Annotated in this window: 7 protein-coding genes; 6 read left to right on the forward strand and 1 reads right to left on the reverse strand. The window is 45.5% G+C overall.

The window, feature by feature from the left end:
- Position 1 precedes the first annotated feature (1 nt).
- Positions 2-1,660 carry an adenine deaminase gene (gene ade / locus ACSYSR_RS06170; protein WP_489815782.1) on the reverse strand — a complete coding sequence of 553 codons (1,659 nt, stop codon included), beginning with the start codon at positions 1,658-1,660 and terminating at the stop codon, positions 2-4.
- A gap of 236 nt (positions 1,661-1,896) precedes the next feature.
- On the opposite strand from ade, the gene glmS reads away from it, so the two are divergent.
- From glmS to ACSYSR_RS06200, 6 genes are all read left to right on the forward strand, one after another.
- Positions 1,897-3,702, forward strand: a complete 1,806-nt coding sequence (gene glmS, locus ACSYSR_RS06175; RefSeq protein ID WP_489815781.1) for a glutamine--fructose-6-phosphate transaminase (isomerizing) — start codon at positions 1,897-1,899, stop codon at positions 3,700-3,702.
- A 145-nt stretch (positions 3,703-3,847) separates the two neighbouring features.
- Entirely contained in the window at positions 3,848-4,633 is a 786-nt protein-coding gene (gene uppS / locus ACSYSR_RS06180) for an undecaprenyl pyrophosphate synthase (RefSeq protein ID WP_489815780.1), read from the forward strand.
- A gap of 90 nt (positions 4,634-4,723) precedes the next feature.
- Complete coding sequence (locus ACSYSR_RS06185; RefSeq protein WP_489815779.1) at positions 4,724-5,521, forward strand: phosphatidate cytidylyltransferase; 798 nt, start codon at positions 4,724-4,726, stop codon at positions 5,519-5,521.
- A gap of 80 nt (positions 5,522-5,601) precedes the next feature.
- A complete protein-coding gene (gene rseP, locus ACSYSR_RS06190) occupies positions 5,602-6,855 on the forward strand; it encodes an RIP metalloprotease RseP (RefSeq protein ID WP_489815778.1) in 1,254 nt (417 codons plus the stop codon).
- 78 nt (positions 6,856-6,933) lie between these two features.
- Positions 6,934-8,670: a proline--tRNA ligase gene (locus ACSYSR_RS06195; protein ID WP_489815777.1), complete on the forward strand. Its 1,737-nt coding sequence runs from the start codon at positions 6,934-6,936 to the stop codon at positions 8,668-8,670.
- Between the two features lie 55 nt (positions 8,671-8,725).
- Positions 8,726-13,039, forward strand: coding sequence for a PolC-type DNA polymerase III (locus tag ACSYSR_RS06200; RefSeq protein WP_489815776.1), 4,314 nt, complete (start codon positions 8,726-8,728; stop codon positions 13,037-13,039).
- Positions 13,040-13,241 lie beyond the last annotated feature (202 nt).

A 13,241-nucleotide genomic window follows, 5' to 3' on the forward strand; every position in this document is an offset into this window, starting at 1 on the left:
TTTAATCCTGAATTGGAATAAAGGCAAATTGCGTAAAGTCAAAGAGCCCTTGGTCGGTAATTTTCAACGAAGGAATTACGGGCAAGGCCATGAACGAAAGGGTTAAAAACGGATCGAAAGTTAGCGGTGAAATTTCCGCAAAGGCCTCGTTTAGGGTTTGCTGTTTTTGGATTAATTCTTCGTAAGGCAGATCAGACATCAAGCCGCCAATCGGTAATGGAAGGGTCGTCACCTGGCCATCTTTAACAACTACTTGGCCACCACCGATTTCCTTGAGGGTTTCAACTGCCAAAACCATGTCGTCATCATTAACACCAGCAACAATCAAGTTGTGGGAATCGTGGGCAATGGTGGAAGCGATGGCCCCTTTTTTTAGAGAAAGCCCCTTGATGATCCCCAAACCGTGGCCGAGGTCGTGGTAGCGCTCAATCACGGCTACTTTGGCGAAGGTTTCGTTTGGTGCGAATTGCCCATTTCCATTAACCGGTACGCTTTCGACCTGGTGTTGTGTCGTAATGTGGTGGGGCTCAATTTCAATGACATGGGCGGGCTTGTTGGCATCTAATGGGAGAGTTAAATCAGCCTGTTCAAAGGTCAAATTGATTTGTTGACCGGGAAGCAACAAGACATCTTCTTGCCTATTTTTAAAGAATTGGCCACCAACCATGACCTGGTCGATAGTAACTTGTTTTGGATCGGTTAATATGACCAAATCAGCCTCAAAGCCTGGTGCCAATGCCCCAACATTTTGCAGGTGGTGGGCATTGGCGCCGTTATAAGATGCAAGGGTGTAGGCCAATTCAGGCGCGAGACCATTCTTGATAGCTAAGGCGATATTAAAGTTGATTGATCCTTCTTTTTGGATGTCTGCGGCTGATTTATCATCGGTGGCAAAAGCGAAGTGACCCTCGTTGGCTTTGGTGATGGCAGGGAGGAGGGCGCGCTCGTCACGTTCAACAGTTCCTTCACGCAAGAAGACGGCCATTCCGGCGTTGACGCGGTCTAATGCTTCTTTTTTGCTGGTGGCTTCGTGGTCAGTGTCGATACCATAGGACCGGTAGACGGCTAGTTCCACAGGACCTAACCCTGCCCCGTGACCGTCGACGTGTCGGTGGGCCTCTTTTGCATCTGCAATTTTTTTCAACATGTCGGTCTGACCGTTAGCAACTGCTGGAAAATCCATCACTTCGGCTAAGCCGGCAATTTCTGGGTGTTGGTAGAAGGGACGGAGAGCATTTGCATCCAGTGTTGCGCCAGCGTGCTCAAAGGGAGTCGCTGGCACGGAAGAGGGCAACATATAGTGGATATGCAGAGGTGTCTTTTTGGCAGAGTCGAGCATATATTGGATGCCTGAAATGCCTGCCACGGAAGCAATTTCATGTGGGTCAGCAAAAATGCGAGTAACGCCGTTTTCCAGAGAAAGCCGACCAAATTCAGACGGGGTTAACAAGGAAGATTCAATATGGAGGTGAGCATCGATAAAACCGGGTACGAGAAAGCGGTCACTGCAATCAATGGTGGCTTTGGCCTCTAAGTCTTTGTTATCACCGACAAAGACAATTTTTTCGCCCTTAATCCAGAGATCCTTTTCCTCAAATTCTTGATTAAAGACGTTTAAGACTTGGCCACCGGTGAGGTGGTAATCGACTTGCTGTACCATTGTGCACTCCTTTTTTATTGTGAATTTTATCTAGTTTAGCACATGTCAACAGAGCTTTGGCGCTGATTTAAGCGTTGGGGAAATCAGTTTTGTGAAGAAAATTGACTACTACCAATCATTTAGTCTATACCAATTGTTGATTTTGGGATTGACTAAGCAACGAATACTGATAAAATAGCAGTTGTTAACTTAAAAAGTATTACCAAACCAATTTTTTTGAAAGCGAGAAATTTTGTATGTGTGGAATTGTTGGAGTAACCGGTGTTGAACAAGCTTTGCCATGCCTTTTGCATGGTTTGCAAAAGTTGGAATACCGTGGTTACGATTCTGCCGGTGTTTATCTGATGGATAATGCAGGCAATGATGCCTATATTCGTGAGAAGGGACGGGTTGCCAAATTAGCTGAAAAGGCTAAGGCCAACGGCTTTATTGGGACTTCTGGTATTGCGCATACTCGTTGGGCAACTCATGGTAACGTGACCATTGAAAACGCCCACCCACAAAAGTCATCCGATGACCGTTTTTACTTGGTTCACAACGGCGTGATTGAAAATTACCAAGAGTTGAAGGCCGAATACTTGTCTGGTGTTCACTTTGTTTCTGAAACGGATACGGAAGTTGCCGTTCAATTAGTTGACAAGTTTGCTACCGAAGACGGTTTGTCAAACGTAGAAGCTTTCCGAAAGATGATTTCTTTGTTGGGCGATAACTCAGCTTATGGTTTCTTGTTAATTGATACAAAGGAACCTGGTACCTTGTTTGCCGCAAAGAAAAAGTCGCCACTTTTGGTTGGTGTTTCTGACCATGGTAATGTGGTGACGTCTGATGCTGCAGCGATGGTTGATGTGACAAAAGAATTTATTGAATTGCGCGATGGCGATATCGCCATCATTAAGCCAGACTCAGTCGCCGTTTATGATGCTCAAGAAGAACCAGTTGATCGCCAACATTTTACATTAGAAATTGACCCAGAAGACACTGATAAGGGCGCTTATCCCTACTACATGTTGAAGGAAATTGATGAACAAGCAGTTGTTGCTCGTAACATCGCTGCTCATTACTTTGATGAAGAGGGACAGTTGCAGGGAATCGGTTGTGCCATCACCGACAAGATGAAGGAAGCGGACCGTTTGTATATCGTAGCAGCTGGAACTTCTTACCACGCCGGTTTGGTTGGTAAGCGCTACTTCGAACAGTGGGCGAAGATTCCAACAGAAGTGCACATTGCTTCTGAATTTGCTTACGACCAACCAATGTTGTCAGCTAAGCCATTCTTTATCTTCTTGTCTCAGTCAGGTGAAACAGCTGATTCCCGTGAAGTATTGGATAATGTTAAGAAGCAGGGCTTCCCAGCCTTGACGTTGGCTAATGTGATGAACTCAACGTTGACCCGCGAAGCTGATTTTGCCTTGCCAGTTTTGGCTGGCCCAGAAATCGCCGTAGCTTCAACCAAGGCCTATACGGCTCAAGTTTTGGTGCAGGCCATCTTGGCTTCAGCCTTAGGGAACCCTGGCTTTGATTTGAAGGCAGAATTGGCTAAGGTTGCTGTTGAAATCTCAGCTATTACGGATGAAAAGGAAACCTTTAAGAAGATTGCCGAAACGGCCCTGAAGGACCAAAAGTCAGCCTTTTATATTGGGCGTGGCTTGGATGCTGCAGTTGCTTTGGAAGCAGCTTTGAAGTTAAAGGAAATTTCTTACGTGCAAACAGAAGGGTTTGCGGCCGGGGAATTGAAGCACGGTACGATTTCTTTGATTGAAGACGGCACACCGGTCTTTGCGCTGTTGACGCAGAAGAAGACGGCCGGATTGCTCCGTGGTGAGGTGGCTCAGGTGGCCGCCCGTGGTGCCAATACGGTGGTGATTGCCTCAAAGAGTTTGACCAAGGATGGCGATGCCTTTGTTTTGCCTGAGGTGGCAGAACTGTTGATGCCAATCTTGGCCGTTATCCCAGCCCAGTTGATTGCTTATTATGCAACATTGGATCGAAATTTGGATGTTGATCGTCCTCGTAACCTGGCAAAATCAGTCACGGTTCAATAAAGCGTGTGGCTGCCAATCATCAAAAAACAACACTAGTAACCAAAATGTCGGCGAATTTCAGCCGGCATTTTTTTGTTTGCCTGCTTTTTTCTGGTAAAATAGTGAAGAATGAATTAAATAACGAAAGTCGGACGGAGACAAAAAGATGAGCCTGTTGGCAAAGGTATTTTCACATAAAAAGAAACATTTAGTTGGCCACCACTTGGTCTTAAATGAACTAAAAATTCCAAAGCACTTAGCCATTATTATGGATGGCAATGGTCGTTGGGCCAAACAACGGCATATGCCCCGGGTTGCGGGTCATAAGCAAGGGATGGAAACGGTCAAGACGGTCACTAAATTAGCCTCCTCTGCCGGTGTTTCAGTTTTGACCCTCTATGCTTTTTCAACTGAAAATTGGTCACGACCCAAGGATGAAGTTTCTTTTTTAATGAAGTTACCGGTCACATTCTTTGATACCTTTGTGCCAGAGTTAATTGAACAAAATGTTCGAGTAGAAACCATTGGCGCGATTGATGCCTTGCCAGAAGCAACCAAGCGGGCAGTTTACGATGCTAAGGAGCAAACCAGTCAAAATACTGGGATGGTTTTGAACTTTGCCTTAAACTATGGTGGCCAAAAGGAGATCGTTGATGCGGCGGCAATACTCGCTCAAAAGGTTCAAGGCGGCGACATGGCGGTTGAAGACATTAATCCGGCGACCTTTGCTGCTGCATTAACGACTGGTTTCTTAGGTGACTTGGCTGATCCTGATTTGATTATTCGGACTTCTGGTGAAGAACGGCTCTCAAACTTCTTGCCTTATCAGGCGGCCTATTCAGAGTTTTACTTCACACCGGTTCTTTGGCCTGATTTTGACCAAGAACAGTTTGAGTTGGCCTTGGAAAGTTTTACCAAGCGTGACCGCCGCTTTGGCAAGGTGAACTCATAAAACCAGTAACAACATCTAACAGCCAACCGGATGAAAAAGTGGGTCGGTAGAAACGAAAAAAGATTTAAATTGTGAAAGTGAGAAATTCCGATGAAAACGCGGATTATTACGGCCGTTTTGGCTTTGATTGTTTTTGTTCCTTTAATTATTATTGGTGATTTACCATTGCTAGTGCTGACCATTGCCCTAGGAATTGTGGCGATGAGTGAAGTCTTAAAGATGACCCACACGCTATTGGTTTCTTTTGAAGCGCTGATTTCTTATATCGGAGTTGTCGCCATTATCCTGCCAAAAGATTTTTGGCAAAGCGGATTTTGGCCGGCAACGGTGAACAGCCAATCTGTGATTTACGGCCTGGCCTTTTTGTTTCTTGCTCGAACGGTTTTTGCCAAGAAGAGCTTTAATTTCCAAGATGCCGGTACGCTCTTTTTAGCCATGGTCTATATTGGAACAGGGTTCCACTACTTCTACTTGGCTGATTTCCGTGGCTTGCCCGTCTTATTCTTTGGTATGCTTTTAGTTTGGTTAACGGATTCTTTTGCTTATTTTGTCGGTCGGTCCTTTGGTAAGCACAAGCTGTCACCTAATCTTTCACCTAATAAGACTTGGGAAGGTTCTGTTGGTGGAACAGCCATTGCTGTGGCAGTTGTGGTTACCTTGTACGCTTTGACTAATGCTTTGCCATATGCCGTCTGGGATTTGGTGATTATGGCTATTTTGCTGTCGATTGCTGGTCAAATTGGCGATTTGATTGAATCTGCTTTGAAACGCCATTTTGGTGTTAAGGATTCTGGCCGAATTTTGCCAGGTCATGGTGGAATCTTAGACCGCTTTGACTCCATGTTGGTTGTGATGCCACTGATGGCTGTTTTGGGAATGCTTCAGTAGCAGCTAAAACCGGTTGTCTGGCTGCTTTTCTCAGCAAAAATCAGTATAAGAACTTTGTAACTATTTTAAGGATGAAATAAATGAACATCACTGCGCTAATCGCTTTTTTGATTGTTTTTGGCCTGTTGGTCGGTTTCCATGAATTTGGACACTTTATTGTCGCCAAAAAAGCAGGTGTCTTGGTTCGTGAGTTTGCCATTGGTATGGGACCAAAAATTTTATCATGGTATAAGAATCAAACGGCTTATACGATTCGTCTCTTGCCCGTTGGTGGCTATGTGCGCATGGCGAGCGAGATGGAAAAGGATGAGCTGGAAGCAGGACAACGTTTTCGATTGGTTTTAAATCAGGCCGGCGAGGTCGAAAGCATGGATGAGCGGGTTGACCAGGATGGCCCGGGTTTCTTTTTTCAAGTCGATTCAGCTGACTTAGTCAATGAGCTGGTCATGACCGGTTACCGTCAAGATGAGGAAAACTTGTTGACGTTGAAGGTTGCCAAAACAGCGATTAAGACCGACCAAGAGGGGATTACCACGCGCATCGCTCCCGCTACCACGTGGGTTGAATCAGCGCCTGTCTGGAAGCGGTTGTTAATTAACTTTGCGGGACCGGCAATGAACTTTATTTTGGCGATTTTAGCGGCCGGAATCTTAAGTTTTGCCTTGCCATCCGTTCATTTTAATGAACCAATTATTGGCCAGGTGGTCAAGAGTGAACCGGCTGCTCAGGCAGGCATCCAGTCTGGGGATCAGATTTTAGCTGTCAATGGTCAAAGTGTCCAGAGCTTTACTGATTTTGCCAATGAGGTTACCAAAAAAGCCGATCAGCCATTGCAATTGAAAATCAGTCGTTCTGGTAAGACACTGAATAAAACGGTCACACCGGAATTGATTGAGATTGCAGGACAAAAACAAATTCGAATCGGGGTTGGGGTCAAAAGTTATCGCGATCCACTAGCAAGAATTAAGTTTTCTTTCCTTAATACTGGTACATGGTTTACCCAGGTAGGTAATGGAATCAAGGATCTCTTTGTGGGTGGCTTTTCCATTAATAAGCTAGGCGGCCCCGTGATGTTAGCCAAGACCACTGCTCAGGCATCACATCAAGGATTTGTAACGGTGCTGGCATTATTGGGCATTTTATCGGTCAACCTAGGCTTAATTAATCTTTTACCAATTCCGCCTCTAGATGGTGGTAAAATCTTTTTAGACCTTATCGAGGGAATCTTTAGGCGACCTGCGCCTGCCTGGTTGGCAACAACACTGACTGGTGCTGGAACAGCCTTACTGGTTGTCTTGATGATCTTAGTGACCATTAAAGACTTGGGTCAATAATTATTTCAAATAATGTCGGTCGCTTGTTCATGATAGACCATTGCCTATTAAATTAAAATTAGTCGAAAGAAGGACTTTATGAAACAATCACAGCTTTTTATGCCAACCTTGCGGGAAGTTCCTGCTGACGCTGAAGTAAAATCACATCAACTACTCTTGAAGGCCGGTTACATTCGACCTGTTACAGCTGGGATGTTTGCTTACTTACCATTGGCAAAGCGTGTATTGAACAAAATTGAAGCCATCATCCGGGAAGAAATGGATGCAATTGATGCCAACGAAATGTTGGTACCTGAAGTTTTACCTGCTGAATTGTGGGAGCGATCAGGTCGCTATGCAACTTACGGTCAAGATTTATATAAATTCAAGAACCGTCAGGACCGTGATTTTATCTTGGGCCCAACGCATGAAGAGACTTTTACGGAACTTTTTGCTAACGATGTGAAGTCTTACAAAAAGTTGCCATTAATGGTTTATCAAATTCAAGCCAAGTTCCGTGATGAAGGTCGTCCACGTTTTGGCCTTTTGCGGACGCGTGAGTTTATTATGAAGGATGCCTATTCATTTTCAGCTAATCAAGCTGGCTTGGATGCTGCCTTTACTAAGATGGAAACAGCTTACGTCAAGATTTTTGATCGCATTGGTATTGATTACCGGGTAATTGTTGGTGATGCCGGTGCCATGGGCGGTTCTGATTCAAAGGAATTTTCGGCACCTGCAGCTGCTGGAGAGGACACGATTGTCTACTCTGACCAAAGTGAATATGCGGCAAACTTGGAAATGGCTAAGGATGCTTACGTTCGAAAGGGCAATGCACAAGAGAATCAAGAATTAGCAGAGTTACAAAAGATTGATACGCCAAATGCAAAGACGATTACGGAATTAGCAACTCTTTTGGACGAAGATCCGGCTCAGCTAGTGAAGACTATTATGGTGGTCACGCCTGATCAAGACTTGGTTGCAGTTGTGACGACCGGTGACTATGAAGTAAATATGGTCAAGGTTCAAAATCATTTGGGTTATCCAGAAGTGGAACTGGCTGATGAAGGATTAGTCAAAGAAACTGTCGGGGCATCATTTGGCTCATTAGGACCCGTTGGTTTGCCAGAAAAGGTTCAATTGTTGGTTGACGAAAGAGCTGCCGATTTGGTGAACTTTGCCGCTGGGGCCAATGAAGATGGCCAGCACCTCTTGAACGTGAACTGGGGTCGGGATGTTGAATTGAACGATGATCAGGTTGCTGATTTCCGGACGGCCAAGGAAGGTGATCTTTCCGTTGATGGTAAGGGAAAGCTACAATTTACCAAGGGAATTGAGATTGGTCACATCTTCAAATTAGGCACAAAGTATTCAAAGGCCTTGGGTGCGCAAGTGCTTGATGAAAATGGTCGTAATACTGACATGATTATGGGTTCTTATGGAATTGGCATTTCTCGTTTGTTGGCAGCGATTGCGGAACAAAAGAGTGATGACAGGGGACTGGTTTGGCCAGCAAGTGTTGCGCCATTCGCTGTTCACCTTGTACCAATCAACTTAAAGGATGATGACCAGGCGAAGGTGACAGCAGAATTGGAAGAATCACTGACTGCCCAAGGATTAGAAGTTTTGGTTGATGACCGTAAAGAACGTCCAGGTGTAAAGTTTGCCGATGCTGATTTGATTGGTTTGCCAATTCGCATTACGATTGGCAAGAAAGCCGGTGAAGGGGTTGTGGAAGTCACTGTCCGTGCTACTCAATCTGAATTTGAAATGCGAATTTCAGAAGTAAATGAATCGATTGCCGTCTTACTAGATGGACAAAAAGATGCACAGTAAGTTTGACAAAAAGCCGATGTAGATCGGCTTTTTGCTGTCATAGAAAGGTTTTGGTATGCCACTGAGCCCAACAGAACAATTAGAACAATTACTGACCCAAACAAAGCAAGGGGAAGAAAACCGGGCGTATTTTCAAGGTGGATACTTAAAAGCGGTTGAGGTCAATCCGGTTGAAAAGTCCTGGCGCTTTGTTTTAGCGTTAAATCAGGTCTTACCCTTCCAGGCTTATCTGAGTCTTTCCCAGGGTCTGCAAGGGAACTTTCAGCATGTTTCCTCAGTTGACTTGGCTGTTGAAGCAGCTGATACAACAGTTAGCGACGAAGTGATTCGCAACTATTTTCACCTCGCCTTAACTAAAACTAGTCTGCCTTTTGCCGTTGGGCAACAGTTAGCGGCTTCTTCTCAAATTAGCCTGGTAAATGACCAGGAGGTGTTGATTGCCACGGCGATGCCAAACTTAGCAGCTGCCATGACAAAGGCTGTTCTGGCTGAATTAAAGGAAGTTTATCAAAGCTTTGGCTTGCCTGATCTGGCCTTTACTGTCCAAGTCGATGAAAAGGTCCAGGAAAAGCTTTCACAAGATTATCAGTCTCACCATCAGGCTGTTCAAGAAAGTATTAACCAGGCCATCGAAAAGGCCAATGCGGCTAAGCCAAAGAAGTCTGCTTCCGGGGTTGCCCTACGCCTTGGCCGGGCAATCAACTCGGATATCCCGGTTACTCGCTTAGAGGAAATCGACGGTGAGGAATCGCGGGTCGTTGTCGAGGGCTTTGTCTTTGCTGATGAAGTTCGGGAACTGCGGTCTGGTCGCCAGTTGATGACTTTAAAGATTACGGACTATTCCTCTTCTATTACAGCAAAGAAGTTTTCAAACAATGAACAGGATGAGGCCGTCTTTGATCAATTAAAGGCGGGACAGTGGGTCAAAGTTCGTGGAAACGTTCAAGAAGACACCTATGCTCGTGAATTAGCCTTAAATATCTATGACCTGCAAGTCGTTGACCATGAAAAGCGGGCCGAACCCTATGAAGGTGAGCAAAAGCGCATCGAACTGCATGCCCATACCAATATGTCTGGGATGGATGCGGTCACTGATTTTAATGGTTTGGCTGGCTTGGCTGAAAATTGGGGCCAGACGACGTTAGCAGTCATGGATAACGGCAACGTTCAAGGTTATCCAACAGCGATTGCTGGGGCAAAAAAGCATCATTTGAAAATGATTTATGGCATGGAGGCCAATGTCGTTGAAGATGGTGATCCGATTGCATATAATTCCCGAGACTTAGACCTCTTGGCTAAGGATCAAACCTACGTCGCTTTCGATTTGGAAACGACGGGGCTGTCAGCCGTTTCGGATCGGATTATTGAATTATCGGCTGTCAAGATGGAATTAGGCAACGTGGTTGATAAGTTTTCAGAATATATCAATCCCGGCTTCCCACTATCCGAATTTACGACAAATTTAACGTCGATTACCGATGCCATGGTGGCTAATGCCAAACCGGAAAAAGATGTGATTAATGCCTTTCGGGAATGGTCCGCTGGAACGGTTTTGATTGGCCATAACGTGACCTTCGACGTGGATTTCTTGAATGCTACTTATGACCGGTATGGTGAAGTAGCAATTTCAAATCCTGTGATTGATACGTTGACCCTAACGCGCTGGTTGTATCCTGACTATAAGTCTTACCGCTTGGGCACTTTGGCCAAGAAGTTTAGTATTGAGTTGGAACAGGCTCACCGAGCCATTTATGATGCTGAAACGACTGGTCACTTGGCTTGGAAGTTACTAAAAGAGGCCAAGGAACGTTTTAACTTATCAAATCTTAATCAATTAAATGATCATATGCTTGATGGTGGGGCTTGGCGCCATGGTCGACCATTTCACCTGTCTTTGTTGGTGCAAAACGAGACGGGCCTGAAAAATCTGTATCGCTTGGTTTCGGAATCAAACGTTCAATACTTTAACAAGGTGCCACGGATTCCGCGATCCGTTTTGGTGAAGTATCGCGAGGGGCTGTTAATCGGAACGGGTGATACAAATGGCGATGTTATTGTCACCCTAATTGAAAAAGGCTATCAAGCGGCTAAAAAGAAGGCTACTTTTTATGATTACCTGGAAATTCAGCCATTGGCAAACTATCAGCCAATGTTGGATAGTCAACTAATTGCTAATAAAAGTAAGCTGGAAAAGTTAATCAAGGAAATGATTCAGCTTGGCCAAGAATTAGGTAAGCCCGTTGCGGTAACGGGTGACGTCAAGTATACGAACCCTGAAGATAAAATTTATCGAAGTATCTTGATTGGGTCACAGCCGGGAAATCCGTTGAACCGGACGAACTTACCGGACTTGCACTTCCGTACGACCCAGGACTTGCTCGATCAATTTGCTTTCTTGGGTGAGGATGAGGCTAAACAAGTTGTCATCACGAATACGCATGAAATCGCAAATCAGATTGAGAATATTTCGCCATTAAAGGAAGGATCATTCCCACCAAAGATTCCAGAAGCCGGTGACGAATTGCGCGAAAAAACCTTTGCCGCTGCCAAGAAGGCTTATGGCGATCCCCTGCCCGAGTTGATCCAGGAACGAATTGACCGCGAATTGAAGTCAATTATTGGGAACGGCTTTGCGCCTCACTACATGATTGCCCAACGCCTGGTGGCCAAGTCCAATAAGGACGGCTATCTGGTTGGTTCTCGTGGATCGGTTGGCTCATCCTTCGTGGCGACCATGTCTGGAATTACCGAGGTTAATCCTTTACCACCACACTATCGGTCGGCTCATGGTGATTACTTTGAGTTAGCCGATGAAAAGCAGTATGGTTCGGGCTATGACTTGCCTGACAAGGAAGACCCAAACCATCCCGGTGAAATGCTGATTGGTGACGGGCAAAACATTCCCTTTGAAACCTTCATGGGCTTCACCGGAAATAAGGTGCCTGATATCGATTTGAATTTCTCGGGTGATTACCAGCCAATTGCCCATAACTATATGAAGGTGATGTTTGGTGAAAAGAAGGTTTATCGTGCTGGCACGATTGCGACCGTCGCCGAAAAAACGGCCTTTGGTTATGTGAAAGCCTATGAGCGTGACCATGATCAGCACTACCGTGGCGCTGAAGTGGAACGTTTGGCTTCTGGTATTACCGGGGTCAAGCGGACAACGGGGCAGCATCCTGGTGGCATCCTGATTGTCCCGGCTGATTATGAGATTTATGATTTTACGCCGGTGCAATACCCAGCTGATGACCAAACGGCCCTGTGGCAGACGACTCACATGGATTATCATTCCATTCACGATAACCTTTTGAAGATGGATATTCTGGGACATGATGATCCAACGATGGTTCGTACGCTCAAGGATTTGTCTGGGATTGATCCACAGTCAATTCCAGCCAATGATCCGGGTGTTTTGAGCCTCTTTACCTCAACTGAAGCCCTGGGGGTAACTCCTGAACAAATTAATTCGAAGACCGGAACCCTTGGGTTGCCCGAATTTGGAACGAACTTTGTGCGCGGGATGCTAGAAGACACGCAGCCACACACTTATTCGGAATTACTACAGATTTCTGGTCTGTCCCACGGAACGGATGTGTGGCTTGGAAACGCCCACGACTTGGTTGAAAACGGCACGGCGACAATCGCTACGGTGATTGGAACCCGTGACAAAATCATGACCGATTTAATTGGCTATGGCCTGCCTTCAGAAGATGCCTTTAACATCATGGAAAAGGTTCGAAAGGGAAAAGGGATTACTGATGAGTACCAGGCACTGATGCGTCAGCATGAGGTGCCAGAGTGGTATATCGAATCTTGTTTGAAGATTAAGTATATGTTCCCCCGAGCCCACGCGGCGGCTTACGTTTTGATGGCACTGCGGATTGCTTACTTTAAGGTCTACTTCCCAGCGGTCTATTACGCAACTTATTTCTCAGTCCGTGCCTCGGCCTTTGATGTAGTTGCCATGGCTCGTGGTAAGGAAGCAGTTAAATCAGCTATCGCCAAGATTCGTGATCTTGGCAACGATGCTACCAAGGGTGACCAAGATTTGCAGACCGTCTTGGAAATGGCTAATGAAGCATTAGAACGGGGGATTTCATTTAAGATGGTCGACCTTTATCGGTCGGAAGCGACGGATTGGGTCATCGATGGGAATGAGTTGATCCCACCATTCTCAACAATTCCTGGTTTGGGCGATAACGTGGCCAAGCAGATTGTGGCGGCTCGTGTCGAAAAGAAGTTTATTAGTAAGGAAGACTTGAAAAAGCGGGGAAAGGTCTCGCAGACCATTATTGAGTTCTTAACGTTGCACTCGGTCATCTCGGATTTGCCGGATGAAAATCAGTTGTCTTTGTTTGACTTTTAGCTCTGGCCAGCGGATGGTTCACGTCGGATGTTTTCGATGGAATTGTTAGGCAGTTAATGCTTGATTTTTAAGTTGGTTCGCGAGATAGTTAACGTTTGCTTTTTCAGCAGGGCCGTGAGATAGTTAAGACAAAAATGCACCACTGCTGTGGCGGATATCAGCAGTTATCAAAAAAATAAGAAAAGGAGCCGGCGCTTTGCCA

Source organism: Fructobacillus sp. ESL1096 (assembly GCF_058511985.1).